This is a genomic window from Pseudoduganella aquatica (assembly GCF_020865585.1).
Lineage (GTDB): Bacteria > Pseudomonadota > Gammaproteobacteria > Burkholderiales > Burkholderiaceae_D > Rugamonas > Rugamonas aquatica_A.
In genome coordinates, this window is the sequence record NZ_CP086370.1 from 4,821,982 (window position 1) to 4,836,650 (window position 14,669).

Below are 14,669 nucleotides of genomic sequence, written 5' to 3' on the forward strand. Positions count from 1 at the left end.
ATTACTGCTTGCGCTGGCGGCGCGCGGCGCCCAGCAGCGCCAGGCCGCTAATGAACAGCAGCAGCGCTTGCGGTTCCGGCACGGCGCTCACGGCGGCGCCGCCCAGGTCGGCAGCCAGTGCGTTGCCGAAGGCGTCGCCCAGCACCACGTCGCCCAGGGACAGCGCGGCATTGCCGGAGGCGATGGCGGTGAAGTACAGCGTGGCCAGCGTGAACGAGTCCTGTTGGAAGGCCAGGTCGGACAGCAGCGAGATTTCGGCCAGGTTGAACTTGCCGGCGCCGGTGCTGCCTGCGCTGACGTCCAGCGCTTCGACGGCCGACAGGTCGCCCAGCGTCGCGCCCAGGTTGTAGCCGGTCAGATTCAGGACGGCGGAGTCGAACAGCACGCTGAAGTCGAACGCGCCCACGTCCACGCCTGCGGCCAGGCCGGAAACGCGCACGTCGATGGCGACATTGCCGCCTACCGTCGCATTGCCTGCGGCAGGCGTGAAGCTCAGGGTGGTGGCCATGGCGGGCGCGCCGATGGCGCTGGCGGCCAGCAGGGCTGCGGTCAGCGCCTTGCGCGCCTGTTTGCGGATGATGTTGAACATGGTAGCTCCAGATGTAAGGGTTAGTTGGCGATGGCGCAGTTGGCGTTGTTGCAGATGCTGGCCAGCTTGCGGGCGTCCAGCGCGGTGATCTTGCCGTCGTTATCGAGGTCGGCGGCCGGCAGTTCGGACGCGTCGCGGTTGACCTTCTGCGTCAGCAGGGCCACGTCGCGGCTGTCCACCACGCCGTCGCCATTCAGGTCGCCGCTGATGGTTTGCGCCACGGCGAACTCGCCGCCGCGATTGACCACCGCCCATGCGGTGCGGGTGACGGGGTCCACGCCGTAGGTGCCCAGCGCATAGCCGGCTTTCCATGGGCCGACCACGTACTTGGCGCTGCCGCCCAGGTTGCGCGCGGCCACCGGCTCCCATGCGCTGCCGTTGAAGGGGCGCGCCACCAGCGCCAGCGGGCCGCGCGCGCTGGCGTCGTAGCTCAGCGACAGGGTGAATACGTCCGCCTCTTCGCTGCCGATGGCGTTTTCCATGCCCCACAGGGTCAACGCGTCGCTTTTCAGTTTGGCGGCGCCGTTGGCGTCGATGTCGGCGCGGCTGGACCAGCCGGTGTTCACGTCCTGGATCGCCACGCGGCCATCGTACAGAGTAGTGGAAACGGCGTTGGCGCCGTCCAGGATGGCCATCCTGGTGCCGCCCCAGTTGCCGCCGGCCGGCGCCGCGTCGGCGATGCTGGCGAAGCTGGCGCCCGGCTGCACGATGAACTCCTTGCCGTTCAGGCTATAGCCGTAGCTCTCGCGCTTGAAGAAGGTCAGCGCCGGGGTGCGGGTCAGGTCGCAGTCGCGGCCTGCGCCCAGCGAACCGCCGCAGCCGTTGTCGGACGCGTAGTGGTCCACCGTCAGGCGCGGGCCGTCCACGGTGAAGATGTAGTAGCCGATGCTGAACAGCTCCTGCGCAATCGGCATTTCCTGGCGGTTGGCGGCGTTGTAGGCCTGGTCTTTCGACGGCACCGACGGCACGTAGAACTTGTAGCTGTCCGACGAGTGGATGATGTTCTGCACGGTGGCGGTGCCGTCCGGGCTCTTGACAATGGAGCGGTGGTGCATATGGTCATGGCCGCCCAGGAAGTAGCGCACCTTGTTGCGCGCCATCGCGCCGATCAGCACATTGCGCTGCGCCGCATTGGCGGCGGGGTCCGCGCCCGTGAGCACGTCGGTGTGGTTCTGGCCTATCAGTTCCTTGTGGGCGAACACGAAGCCGTGGCTGTCGGCAGGCTTGCCGTCAAGCTGCTGGCCGATCCAGCCCAGCTGGTCCAGCGCGGCCGAGTTCACGGCGGGCGTGCTGCCGCTGGTGCGGGTGTACTGGTCCACGGCGATGAAGCGGGTGTTGCCGTAGTCGAAGGAGTAGGTCAGGCCGGTCAGGCCCGCCGGCGTGGCCGGGCTGGCGTGGTTGATGGCGCCGGCGACGTTGGAGCCCTGCCCTTGCGTCTGCGGGAAGTTGGTCTTGAAGCGGGCGGCGGCGGCGGCCGAAGGCTCGTGGTTGCCGCGCACGGGGTAGAAGCCGATGCGGTTGTTGTACAGGGTTTGCGCGGCCACGTTCCAGGTGTCCAGGCCGCCGGTGCTGCCGTTGTCGGTCAGGTCGCCCACCTGCACCACGAACTTCACTTGCTGCTCCACGAACTTGGGCAGGATCTGGTTGATGATGCCCAGTGCGACCGTGTTCGGGTTGTTGCCCGCGTCGTTGCTGGTCCACTGGGTGTCGGCCATCACGCCGAATTTGAACGGTTCGGCGTGGGCCAGCGCGGCGGCGGCCATGCCCATTGCGGCCAGCAGCAGATGGTGCTTCAGTTTGAAAGGGGTTTGCATAGTCGGCTTCCGTTGGGGGTTTGATGTCGCTGCGCGCGTCGCAGCTCAGCCGAGGATGGTAGATTGCAAGTGTGTCAACCTGATGTCATGGTTGACATGGAAAATAGGCCGAACGGCGTATGCGCGGTCAGGGCTGGACTTGCATCGCGTGCCGCAGCGGGACGGCCACGCCAATGTCATTGCCGTCGCTGCCCACGGCGCGCGCGGCGACGATCTGGATGTGCGCGGCCGGCGCGGCGGCGGCGGCGCGGAAGGTGATGGAGGCGAGCAGCCCCGGCTGGCCGATGCTTCTGCCGGCATCGCCGGAACCGGGTCCGGTACTGGCGCCGGCCGGATGCGCCGCTTCCAGCGTAATGGTTCCGCCAGGGTCCACCCGGCTGGCAAGGCTGGATTGCACTCCCCAGTAGCTTCCCGCCTCCACCCGCACCACTTCGAACGCTTGCCCGTCAAAGCTGATGGTGAGCGGCACGGCATCCACCTGGCGGTCGGAGCGCAGGAAAAGCTGCACGGTGAAGTTGCTGCCCACCCGCGAGCGCGGACGGATCTTCCAGTCAAGCAGCGTCCCTGCCGACTGCGCTGCGGGCGCCGCTGCGATTGACGCGGCTGCCGGCGCAGCGGCGGGCGGTGGCTGCAGGCGGGCGCGCTGCTGCTGCACGTCTGCCTCGTCCTTGTTCACCTCTATCAGCAGGGACGGCGTGCCGATGGCCACTGTGGGGGCATCGTCGGTCTCCTCGGCCAGCACCAGCAATGCGCGGCCCTCGCGCGGAGGGAGCATTGCCAGGCTGTTGGCGCGCAATGCGTAGTAGAGGACCGATTCCGGATCCGCGTCTTTCAGGAAGAGCGACATGCGGCGGTCGGTGCGCACGCCGTCGCCGAAGTCGAATACCAGCCCGCAAGAACGCGCCAGTTCGCCGAAAGCCTGCTGCAAAGTCACGTTGTACAGCTCCAGCGTCAGTGGCCTGGCCGCCGCTCCTGCCGCGCCGCACGGGGCGGCAGCAAGCGCCATCGACAAGGCGCAGGCCAGCGCCGCCATAGGCCGTGTGGCGCGCATCAAACTGCCTGCGCCGTCAAGGCCAGCGCAGCGGCGCGTGAAACCGCCTGAACGCGGTTCTGCACATTCAGTTTGCGGTAGATGTTGTAGACATGCTTCTTGACTGTATGCGCGCTGATGCCCAGCGCCAGCCCGATCTCCGCGTTGATCTTGCCCTCCTTCAGCCCGCGCAGTATCTCCAGCTCGCGCCCGGTGAGCGGGTCGGCCAGAGCACCAGCCTCCGGAAAGCTCGCCGGAGGCTGGTGCGCCGCCTGCCGCTGCCACGCCAGATGCATGCAAGGCAGCAGCAGCTCGATGAAATACCTGTGCCGCGCCCTGCCCTCGTCCGGCATCCCGAACAGCACAAACATGCTGGCGCCGCCTTGCAGCTCGCCCGAGCCGTGCAGCAGCAGCTCGCCTGCCACCAGACCTGAAATCTCGCGCCGCAGTTCCGTCAGCGCGGCGGACGTTTCCGCACCGCCCACCGCCCACGGCAAGCCATACTGGCTGCGGCAAATGGCAGCCAAGCGCGCCGCCAGTGCACGCAGGCGCTCCGCCTGCGCCGCATGCGCCATCTCGCCATGCAGGCAATGCGCGTCCAGCAGTTGCCCGCGCTCGCCCATGTGCAGGCAAACCATGGCCTGATGCGGCAGCAGCGTTTGCAGCAATCCCTGCGACCAGGAAGACCAGCCCGCGCGCGTGCGCACGGTGGCGGCACGCTCGATTATCCGTACCAGATATTCCAGCTCGCGCGCGGAAGGCGTAACGATATCGTCCATGGCGTCCCTGCGCTCAGCGCGCGACCGCCAGGCGGTAACCGTCGCCGCGCACCGTTTCTATCATGGCGTGGTGGCCGCTGGCCTGCAGGGCCAGGCGCAAGCGCCGCACCCGCGTATCGACCGCGCGCTCGCTGACGGTGCTGTCGTTGCCCCACACCTGCTCCAGCAAGGCAGCCCGCGTATGGGTGCGTTCCGGATGGCGCATGAAATGGCGCAGCAGGGAGAATTCAGCCGGCCCCAGTGCAAGGCCGCGCGCCCCCGCAGACACGCTTCGCGCAGCCAGGTCCAGCTGCAAGCCGTTCAGCGCCATGCCCGCTTTGCGCGGCAGTTGCACCTGCACGCGGGCACGCAGTTCAAGCGGGCTGAATGGCTTGGAAATATAGTCGTCCGCCCCGCACTCGAGGCCGAACACCACGTCCTGCGGCTGGCAGCGGGCAGTGAGCATAATGACCGGCAGCGCGCGCGTGCGCGCCTGCGAGCGCAGGCGGCGCAGCAGGTCTATGCCGGATTGTCCCGGCAAGCCCCAATCGAGCAGCAGCAGGTCCGGCGTGGCCTGCGCCAGCGCCAGCACGGCCGCCTCCGCGCTACCCGTGCAGCGCACTTCGTATCCGTTCAGCGAGGCTGCGATCAGCTCCTGGATAGCCGGCTCGTCCTCGACCACCATCACGCTGAAGCCCATGATCCCCGGTCCCTGTTATGTTTTTTGCAGCGGACCTTATTGGATCACAGGATTATTACATTGACATGACAGTCTACGCGCCCATCACGCCCTGGCCGCACACGCGGATGGTTTCGCCGCTGACGCCATAGGCGCCGGGGCTGCTCAGGAAAGCCACCAGCTCGGCCGCGTCCCGGGGCTGGCCGGCCTGCATCAGCGCGTTCAGGCGGCTGCCTATCTCGCGCGTGAAGAACGGCAGCTTCGCGGTCATGGCGGTTTCGATAAAGCCCGGCGCAATCGCGTTGGCGCAGATGCCGCGCGCCGCCAGCAAGGGCGCCTGCGCCGCCGCGTAGCCTATCAGCGCGGCCTTGGTGGCGGCGTAATTGGTTTGGCCGAAATTCCCCGCCACGCCGCTGATGGACGACAGATACACAATACGTCCCTCGTCGCGCAGCAGCCCGCCCGACAGCAGCGCGGCGTCGATGGCCGTGATGGCGGCGAAGTTGATGTTCACCACAACATCCCAGTCCTGCGGCTTCATATTGGACAGTGTGCGGTCGCGCGTTACGCCCGCGTTGTGAACCAGGATATCCAGTCCGCCGCCCTGGCCGCGCAGGAAGTCCGCCAGCTGCACCGGGGCGTCCGGCGCGGTGATGTCCAGCGTGAGCGGAATGGCGCCGAACTGCGCGCAAGTGCTGCGCAGCTCCTCGGCGGTTGCCGCCACGTCCAGGCAGATCACGCGCGCGCCCTCTTGCGACAGGCGCTCCACGATGGCCTTGCCGATGCCGCGCGCGCTGCCGGTCACCAGCGCGGTCTTGCCCGCCATGGCCTGCGCCTGCGGCAAGGCGCGCGGCGCGGCCACGCGCGCGGTGACGCGCACCGCCTGCCCGGATACGTAAGTGGATTGTTTGCCGCAGAAGAAGCGCACCACGCCCGCCAGGCGGTCTTCCGCACCGGCGGCGACGTAGGCGGTGTTCACGCAGATGCCTTTGCGCCCCAGCTCCTTGCCCAGCGAGCGGCTGAAGCCTTCAATGCCGCGCGCCACGGCGGCCTGCACCGGGTCGCCGCCCGCGTCCGGCAACGGTGCGGCAATCAGCACGCGGCCATTGCGGGCGATGCGGCGCATGATGGGGTGGAAGGAGTCGTACAGTGCGCGGTAGTCGGCGGGGGAACGGCAGCCGGTGGCGTCCATCACCACGATGCCCGCCTGTTGGCGTTCATCCTCCGGTAGCGCCGCCGCCACGCTGGCGCCGGCTTCCTCCAAGGCGCTGCGCAAGGCCTGCGCCGCGTAGCCGCCGCCCGCTGCCAGCAGCAGCGCGGCCTGCCCCGAAAAGGGCTGCGCCTCGTAGCCGCCGGCGGCGCGCGCCAGCGTCACGGGTTTGGGCAGACCCAGCGCCCTGGCGAAAGGGGCCGCCAGGCGGTTGCCGTGCAATGTCTTCAGTATGTCGCTCATGCCGCTTATCCTTGCCGTATCTCGATAAGCGGCCATCTTAACCGAGCGGGTAAGCGCCGTCAGGCCCTTTGCAGCATGCCCGCCACAACGGGACGCCGCGCGCGGACAGCCTTGCCCGCGCCGCCGCCATCGTCCACGCCGTCGACGCGGAAAGCGCTCGCCACGTCGGCCAGCTTCTCGGCCTGCTCTTTCAGCGATTCGGACGCCGCCGCGGCTTCCTCCACCAGCGCCGCGTTCTGCTGCGTCACGTCGTCCAGTTCGGCCACGGCCACGTTGATCTGGCCAATGCCCATTTCCTGCTCGTGCCCTGCGGCGGCGATCTCGCCCATGATGTCGGCCACGCGGCGGATGCTGGAGACGATTTCCTCCATCGTGGCGCCAGCCTCGCCCACCTGCTGGCCGCCGCTGTCGACCTTGGCCACCGAGTCGCCGATCAGCGTCTTGATGTCCTTGGCCGCTTCGGCGCTGCGGTGCGCCAGGCTACGCACTTCGGAGGCGACGACGGCAAAGCCGCGTCCCTGCTCGCCCGCGCGGGCCGCTTCCACCGCCGCGTTCAGCGCCAGGATATTGGTCTGGAACGCAATGCCGTCGATCACGCCGATAATGTCCTGGATGCGGGTGGACGATTCGCGGATGGCGCCCATGGTGCCGATCACGCCGCCCACCAGCGCGCCGCCTTTGACCGCGATCTCCGATGCCGCTTGCGCCAACTGGTTGGACTGCCGCGCGCGCTCGGAGTTCTGTTGCACGGTGGCGGTCAGTTCTTCCAGCGAGGACGCGGTTTCCTCCAGGCTGGCCGCCTGCTGCTCGGTGCGGCGCGACAGGTCCAGGTTGCCCTCGGCGATTTCGTGGGTGGCGGTGGCGATGGACGCGGTGCCGTCGCGCACGCCGCGCACCAGAGCCGCCAGCTTGGCCTGCATGCCGGCCAGGCCGCGCATCAGCACCGACATCTCGTCATGGCCGTCCACCGAAATGCGGTTGGACAGGTCGCCGCCGGCGATGCTGTTGAAGTGGTTCACCGCTTCGTTGATCGGGCGCAGGATGGAGCGCAGCAGCGATACGCAGGCGATCAGCATCAGCAGCACGCCGCCGGCGATGGCGCCCAGCGTGAACCACAGGCGCTGGCGGTACATGGCCTGGCTGGCGTCGAACTGCTCCATATTGCTGCGCGCCTGGTAGTCGGTCAGTTTGGCCGCGCTCTCGGACAGGCTGGTAAACAAAGGCTGCATGGTCTTCATGGTGATGGCGTCGGCCTTGGCCGCGTCGCCCGCCTTGGCGGCTGCCACCAGCGGCTGGAAACCCTCGTCGATGAATTTGCGGCGGCGGCTGTCCATTTCATCCGACAGTACTTTCTCGTCCGCGCCTTGCGGCAGCGTCAGGTAGAGGCTCCAGGCCTTGTCCGAGTCGGCTACAAAGCTGGCCGCGCGCTGCAGGGTCTTCGCCGCATCCGGATCTTCCGGATGCATGGTCACGCGGTCCATGGCGAGCCGCGCGCGGCTCAGCGACAGCTGCGAATTGAGGATCGCGACTGCGGACGGCATGGTGTTGGTATTCACATCGCGCAGGCTGGCGTTGATGGTGTTCATGCCATGCAGGCCGCTCAGGCCAGTGCCCACGATGAGCAGGCCAAGCAGCGCCATGGTGGAAATGAGCCGCAAGCGAATGGTGGTCTTGGTAAACATGTTGATACTCCGTTTCAAGGCAGCTCCTTCATCGCGGCACAGCTTGGGCGGATGAGGTAATGCCTGTGTCAGATAATGCTGAAACGGAGTTTGGGTTTCGACATGCTATTTCTGTGTTGCATCTATTTTATCTGCACCCCTTGTCCTGGTCAAACGAATTAAGGGTATTTGCGGACGCTATAACTGTAGCTCCCGGGTCACAGCATAAACTGGGGCGCGGGCTTGCCCGCCTCCAGCTTCACCACGTCCGCCGGCACCGAGTCCGCCGGCTGGCCCGCCAGGTGGGCGAACACCCACTGCGCGCCCGCCTCCGGATACAGTTCCTGCGGCACAGCCAGGGGCTTGAAGCCCGCCAGCGACTGCAGCCATGCGGCGCGCCCGGTGGCGCCGTCCATGCCGTAGCGCGGGTGCACCACCTGCATGTCGGCCTTGAAGCGGCTGCTGCCGAAGACTTCGTAGCCGCCGCCCGGCGCGCGCAGCACGAAGGGCGACAGCCTGGTTTCGCGCGCAACCGCCTTGCCGTAGATACCTGGTTCGGCCTCCGGCTTGGAGTGGGCCATCATCACGGTCTGGTCGATGGTGAGCGGGTCCAGGCCCGTCATATGCTTGAGCTGCGCGGCCATCCATGCCGTACCGATGCCGTTGCCCACGCGCGGCATCTCGGCCAGGTGGCCGTAGCCCACATAGATAAAGACTTTGGCCGCCGCATCTTTGGCAAAGATGCGCTCGACCAGGTTGCGGGCCTCGCCGGATTCGCGGCGCTCGATCTGCTGCTCAAAAGTGTCGCTTGCCTGCTGGTCGAAAGGTTCGTACTGCACCATTTTCCAGCCGTCCGCCGCTGCGTCGCGCAAGAAATTGCCGAACACGGGCTCGCGCGAATAGTAGCCGTCGGACAGCGCAAGATAGCCCTTCTCAAACGGCGTGTTCTCAAACGTCTCGGCCGCCAGCCAAGTGTAGCCTGCCTTGCGCAGCTCGCGCGCCAGGCGCATGGCGAAGGCGCGGTGCATGGGAACATGGTGGGCCTCGTTCAGGATAACGATGCGGTGTTTGCGGGCTTCGCGCACAATCGCTTCCAGCGCATCCTCTGCCCGCGCCTCAGCAAGACGATCCAGATCGTCGCCGTAGCTGGTTTCCTTACGGCGGGCCAGCGCATCCGACTCGTCGAATGCCGCAATCGCGCCTTCGGTATCGCCAAGGAAGGAACGCTGCGCTGCCAGCCTTTGCAAGACGCCGCTCAGCGTGCTGCGCGCCTTGTCGCCCTCCTCCAGCGCCTGCGCGTGCCTGGCGATAACCTCGCGCGGCGCCCGCACTTTCAGTTCGGCTTTTTGCAAATCCACTTCCGGATCGGGATAGGCTAGCGCCGGATTACCCGCCGCCGCCAGTCCGCTCGCCATCGCCATTGCCAACGCCGCGCTTTTGAATACCATTCATCCCCCGGATTTTGTGATTAACTTAATATTTCTCAAAAGTATCACAACTCCGCCAGGCTGGCTATGGATCAAGGTGTGCGCTGCGGCCAGCGGGCGTAGTTTTCCAGCGCCTTGGCCGGGCCGTTGCCGAACCACGCGTAGCCGTTGCGGCGTTCCAGGCTGATGGCGTTGACGTCGTCGTGGATGCTGCGGTCACGGTCGCCGAAGATGGGCTTCATGGTGGCGATGTCGTAGTAGCGCGACCAGAGCGGGCCTGCGCCCGGCTTGGCCACCAGGCGCCGCCCGGTGGCGGCTTCCTTGCCGGTGAATTCCACGTCGCGCAGCGCCACGCGCTGCAGCCAGGCGGCGGCAGCGCGGACGGCGGCCACGGTGTCCGGAGCGGGGTTAGGCTGCAGCATCAGCAGGTTAAGCAGCGAGGCGCTTTCCGAGCTGGTGAGCGATGGCGGTTCGAAGTTGCGCGCGCCAACAGGGGCCAGCGTTACCGGGTCGTGCTGCTGGCACCAGCCGGTGCGCTGCCCCGCCACCACGATCTGCGCGGCCAGTATCATCCGGATCGCCTTGGCCGATGCGGCGCGCGCTTCGGCGGCGATGGCGGTGGGGACGAAGGCGTAATCGCCCTTCCCTGCGCCTATCTCGTCCAGCAGCGTCACCACGCTGCCCATGGCGTTGTCGTTGAAGGTGATGGCGTCATGGTAGCCGCCTTCCAGCGGGTAGTTCTGCGGATAGCCGCCGTTGGGGTACTGCGCGTTGAGCAGATAGCGCAGGCCTTTCAGGAAGGACTCGCGGTAGGCGCCGCTCTCCGCAGCGGGCGCTTGCGCCATCACCCGGGCGAGGAAGCGCAGCTCGGTGGTGGTGGCGTCGTTGTCTATGGTGCCGACGTAGCTCCAGGCTTCCCGCTGGACGGGCAGGCCCGGCGTGTGGTCGTCCGCGATGTAGTGCTGGCCGCGCTGGCGCGCTGGCGCGTTTCGGTCCACGTTCTTGCCCCAGCCGCCGGCGGGCGTCTGGAAGCTGACAATATTCATGGCCACCACACGCGCTTCCGCACCGCCATACCAGGCGGCGGGACGGCCCAGCGGCATACCGCCGTCGCGGCTGCTCGAATGCGGCGGGGGCGGCGCAATGGCCGCCGGGGCCAGGCCTTCGCGTTCAGCCGCCAGCGCGGCCTTGTCTGCGGCCATCAGCGCGCGCGAGCGGGCGATGTAGACCAGCCAAGCGCTCTGCTCTTGCCCCGCAAGGCTGGCAACGCTGGCTTCGGTCAGCGCTTCGGCAGGCTTCATGTGGCCGATGACTTCCGCATGGCTGACGGCTGGCAGCGCAAAGGCGGCAAGCAGCGCGGCGGCGACGGCAGTGGCAACGGCCGTAGCGGCGATGCTGCGCGGCACACGGGAGGCGTTCATTGGTCCACCCGCACGATGCGCAGCGCCATATAAGGCTTGCCCGGCAGCGCGATGCTGCGGCCATTTTTGTCCGCAAAAGTATAGTCGTCGCGTTTGACGATTTCAAAAGTACCGTTCACTGGCGTCACCTTCATATTCCATGTATCGATCACTTCGGCCCTGAACTTCATGCCGTCTTTCAGGCCGGTCTTGAACAGCACGAACGGCCAGCTCCTGGGTTTGCCCAGGCCGAAGTAGCCCAGGTAGTACTGCGCATGCTTGCCCGCGAACGGGTGGTTCTGCCATTTGTCTATCGGTTCCAGCCCCTCCGGCGGGCTCTCGCTCAGTATCTTGCGGAAGAAGGCCAGGCGCGGCGGGCTTTGCCCTTTCAGCACGCCGCCCTTGCCCAGCCATACCAGGCCGTTCGGGTCTTCATAGCTTTCGCTGTGGCCCACATAGGTGCCCGCGATGGCGCCTTCCCAGAAGCGCAGCACCATTTCCTCCGGCTTGAGCTGGCCCCAGCGGCGCGAGAAATTGCCTTCGTATTTCACTTCGTCGTACACCACCGGCTTGTTGTAGACGTCGCGGAACAGCACCGCGCGCTCGAAGTCCTCGGCGATGGCGCCGCTCTGCACGCTCACATGCGTGACCCAGGGCTTGGTGTGGTTGTAGAACACGAAGGCGTTGTGGATGGAGCGCAGGTGCTGGTAAGGGTCGCTGGCCTGCACGATCTGGAAGTAGCTGTCCCACTCCGCCATGCTCTTGGCCTTGAGGAAGTCGAACTCGTTCGCCATGGACCACCACACATTGCGGTAGGCGCCCAGCCGCGCCACCACGTAGCGCAGATAGCGTTCGTTCACGTCGGCCGGCAGGCTGTCGAAGCCCCAGTAGCCCTTGTCGTAAGGGTGGAACAGGATCAGGTCCGCTTCAATGCCCAGCTCGCGCAACTGGCCCACGCGCTGCTCGATATGGCGGAAGAACTCGGGATTGAAGCGCGTGAGATCCCAGCCCTTGGGCGGCTGGCCTGGGAAGGGAAAGCGCGGCGGCTGGTTCTTTACGTCCTGGTTGGGGAAGACCGCCATGCGCAGCTTGTTGAACGGCGCGCCGGCCAGCGTTGCCAGCGTCTGCTGCTCCAGCGCCTCGGTCTGGTGCGCCCAGGCGTAGCTGGTGGTGCCCACTTGCCAGAACGGCGTGCCGTCCTCGTAGGCGAAATGGTGGGTGTTCTTCACGCGCACCGGGCCGTGGTTGCCGGCCGACGGCGCCACGGCGGTGAGCGTGCCTTTGCGGCCGCTCAGTTCCGCGCGGTTGCTCTGCGTTTCGTATTCCCACTCGCCCGTCTCGGGCGGCATGAAGCGGATCTTGTACTGGCCGTCGCCGTCGTAGAAGCCCGCCACCGTCAGCGTGCGCGCACCCTGGCGGAAGGTGGCGGACAGCTCCACCTCCATGAAGGGGTTGCCCGCGCTGGGGCCGGACAGCGCAATCTCCGTGCTGCCCCAGCGTTCCACCACGGCGGACGCGGCGGCGCTCCACGGTGCGGCCAGGACGGCGCCCAGTGCGACGGCCGCAGCCACGGCGGTTTTAAGGAAGTATCGTTTACTCATCATGGCAACCTTTTGAATCCTTCTGCGCGCACCACCCAGCGGCCGTCCGCCGGGAAGCCGGGGGCGGCGCGGCCGGGTGCGCCTTCCCAGCCGCCCGCCATCATGGCCACGGCCGCCAGCAGCGCGCCGTTGCCTGGCAGGTAGACCGGCAAGCCCTTGTTGGGGTTGTGGCCCGCCTGCGTGTAGCCGTTGTTCGGGCCGTCCGTTTTCATCAGCACGTTAACCGCCTGCTCGGTCTCGCCCAGGCGGGCGGCGGTCATGGCGATCATGGGATAGTCCCAGCCCCAGATCTTGGTGGCCCAGTCCCAGTTCGCCAGCACCGCGTGCAGCGTGCTGCGCATGGTTTCGGGGTCCACGCCGTCGCCAGGCAGCTGGCCCAGCGCCATCAGGAAGGACGGGTGGTCGTGGCGGCTGTCCACGTTGTCCCAGGTGTCCGGATGCGATTCCACGGCCACGTATTTGCCGTCCTTCTGCGGCAGCGCGGACAAATGCGTGCGCTTGTGTTCCCAGTCCGGATTGCGCGGCAGGCCGGCGCGCTCGCGCCACTGCTGCGCCTTCTCCAGGCCCCAGGCCCAGTAGCTCAGCTCATAGGCCGGATTCATGCTGGTCGACTGGTCGTAGATTTCCTGCGCTATCCACAGCGGCGGGCCGAGCACGTAGCGCTGGCGGTCCTCCTGCCAGTGCAGCATGGACGCCATGGCCTGCGCGGTTTCGGACACCAGTTCGCCGTAGCGCGCCAGGGTGGCGGGCGTGGGGTCGGCGCGGTACAGCAGCTCGGCCAGGTGGATGGGGTGCGGCTGGTTCCAGACGATGAGCGGATTGCCGCCCGGGCTTTCGCGGCCGCCGGGGCCGGTCATCTTCATCCAGCGCGCGCCTTGCAGGCCGCGCTCGGCCGCCACCGCGCGCGCGGCGGGCAGCGTGCGCTGGAACCAGCCCAGCGTGCGCGCCGTGTAGTCGGGACGGCCCCAGAGTGCGAAGTGGGCCGTGTGCCACCACACCATTTCGGCATGGTGCTTGCCGAACCAGGTGGCGGTGGTCAGCCCGCTTTCCTGGGCTGGCAGCTCGTCGCCCAGCTGGATGGCGGCCAGGTATTGCGACAGCACCACGCGGCGCTCCAGCTCCTGCGCGCGCGGGTCCGTGCTGCCGGTGAAATCGACGGCGGCGCCGGACTGCCAGTAGCTGCGCCAGAAGGCGGCGCTGCGGGCAAAGATTTGCGAGGCGGTCGGCGCCGGGGCAAGCTTGCCCGCCGCTGGACGATCCGCAGACCTGTCCGCAATACGCTCTGCGCCCTGCGTGCCCGCGCTGAGCTGCACGAAGGTCAGCGTAAGGTCCATCACCTTGCCCGCTGCGGGCGTGATGTCGAAGCTGTGCGGGCCGCTGCGCTTGATGGACAGCGGCGCGGCGCCGGCCAGCGTCATGCTGTAGCGCGACGCGTCGCGGCTGTGCTCAACGGTGAGCGTGCGCGCCGTCTGCGCCAGCACGGCGGTCTTGTGCGCGTCGGGGTGCGACCAGTCCAGCGGCGAATTGTGCTTGGCCGCCGCCAGGTCGTAGCCCAGCGGCAGCGCGATGCGCACCACCACCCTGCCCTGCGCGAACAGCGGGGTTTCGATATGCAGCGCCAGCGTGTCGCTGTCCGGACTGGCGGTGCTGCGCACGCTGGCCGGCTGGCCGAGCAGCCGCACGCGGCTTTGCAGCTGGCCCTGCCACAGGTCCAGGCGCTGGTCCACGGACGCCACGTCGGCGGCGGCCAGCGGACGGGCGCCCTCGCCCGCCATCACGAAGCCTATCTGCGGCAGCGGCTGGGTATGCGGATTCTCGCGCAGCCACACGCCGGCCGGCGAGCCCGCGTTGGTTGGGTAGCCCAGCGTGCGGCCATGCGCAGTGAAGTTGCGGTTGGCGTCGGACAGCTTGTAGCCATTGGGGTTGGCGTTCTCATGCCAGGACCAGCGCGCCTGCGTTTCCAGCGGCGTGCCGCCGGCGCGGTAGTGTTCGGGCAGGGTTTGCAGGCCGGTGACGTCGGCCGTGAAACAGAAGCGGCCATTGCCCACGCTGAGCGGGGCCATGATGTCGATGGCGGATAAATGGGGAGAGTGGCGCGCGGCCAGCGCTTGCCGGTTGATGGGGGCAGCCGCATGGGCCGTCAATACGATGAACAGGGGAACAGCGGCGAAACAGCGAAGTGTCATGAACAAATCAGTCTCCCAACAACGATAAAAGCGCGGCTCCGCCAACAGCGGAGCCGCGCCCTTCAAACAAG

11 protein-coding genes are annotated in these 14,669 nt (G+C 67.3%); all 11 read right to left on the reverse strand.

Features of this window, described 5'->3' with window-relative positions; translation table 11 throughout:
• Position 1: 1 nt before the first annotated feature.
• Positions 2–589 (reverse strand): PEP-CTERM sorting domain-containing protein, encoded by a 588-nt coding sequence (locus tag KT882_RS21475; protein WP_228893264.1) that lies wholly within the window; start codon positions 587–589, stop codon positions 2–4.
• Between the two features lie 20 nt (positions 590–609).
• Entirely contained in the window at positions 610–2,403 is a 1,794-nt protein-coding gene (locus KT882_RS21480) for a dockerin type I domain-containing protein (protein ID WP_228893265.1), read from the reverse strand.
• A gap of 127 nt (positions 2,404–2,530) precedes the next feature.
• Positions 2,531–3,454, reverse strand: coding sequence for a cohesin domain-containing protein (locus tag KT882_RS21485; RefSeq protein WP_228893266.1), 924 nt, complete (start codon positions 3,452–3,454; stop codon positions 2,531–2,533).
• The gene (locus KT882_RS21490) at positions 3,454–4,212 is read right to left on the reverse strand and encodes a helix-turn-helix transcriptional regulator (RefSeq protein WP_161070533.1); all 759 of its coding nucleotides are present in this window, start codon (positions 4,210–4,212) and stop codon (positions 3,454–3,456) included. Before KT882_RS21490 ends, KT882_RS21485 begins: the two co-directional genes overlap by 1 nt.
• Positions 4,213–4,225: 13 nt before the next feature.
• The gene (locus KT882_RS21495; protein WP_228893267.1) at positions 4,226–4,891 is read right to left on the reverse strand and encodes a response regulator; all 666 of its coding nucleotides are present in this window, start codon (positions 4,889–4,891) and stop codon (positions 4,226–4,228) included.
• Between the two features lie 73 nt (positions 4,892–4,964).
• Positions 4,965–6,323 (reverse strand): 3-oxoacyl-ACP reductase, encoded by a 1,359-nt coding sequence (locus tag KT882_RS21500; protein WP_228893268.1) that lies wholly within the window; start codon positions 6,321–6,323, stop codon positions 4,965–4,967.
• Between the two features lie 59 nt (positions 6,324–6,382).
• On the reverse strand, positions 6,383–8,005 hold the full coding sequence (locus tag KT882_RS30830; RefSeq protein ID WP_321170280.1) for a methyl-accepting chemotaxis protein: 1,623 nt from the start codon (positions 8,003–8,005) through the stop codon (positions 6,383–6,385).
• A 197-nt stretch (positions 8,006–8,202) separates the two neighbouring features.
• Entirely contained in the window at positions 8,203–9,432 is a 1,230-nt protein-coding gene (locus KT882_RS21515) for a hypothetical protein (RefSeq protein WP_228893269.1), read from the reverse strand.
• A gap of 71 nt (positions 9,433–9,503) precedes the next feature.
• Positions 9,504–10,832, reverse strand: a complete 1,329-nt coding sequence (pelA, locus tag KT882_RS21520; RefSeq protein ID WP_161070528.1) for a pectate lyase — start codon at positions 10,830–10,832, stop codon at positions 9,504–9,506.
• Positions 10,829–12,415 (reverse strand): DUF5060 domain-containing protein, encoded by a 1,587-nt coding sequence (locus KT882_RS21525; protein ID WP_161070527.1) that lies wholly within the window; start codon positions 12,413–12,415, stop codon positions 10,829–10,831. Before KT882_RS21525 ends, pelA begins: the two co-directional genes overlap by 4 nt.
• Positions 12,412–14,598 carry a glycoside hydrolase family 65 protein gene (locus tag KT882_RS21530; RefSeq protein WP_161070526.1) on the reverse strand — a complete coding sequence of 729 codons (2,187 nt, stop codon included), beginning with the start codon at positions 14,596–14,598 and terminating at the stop codon, positions 12,412–12,414. The genes KT882_RS21525 and KT882_RS21530 overlap by 4 nt, the downstream gene beginning before the upstream one ends.
• Positions 14,599–14,669: the final 71 nt, after the last annotated feature.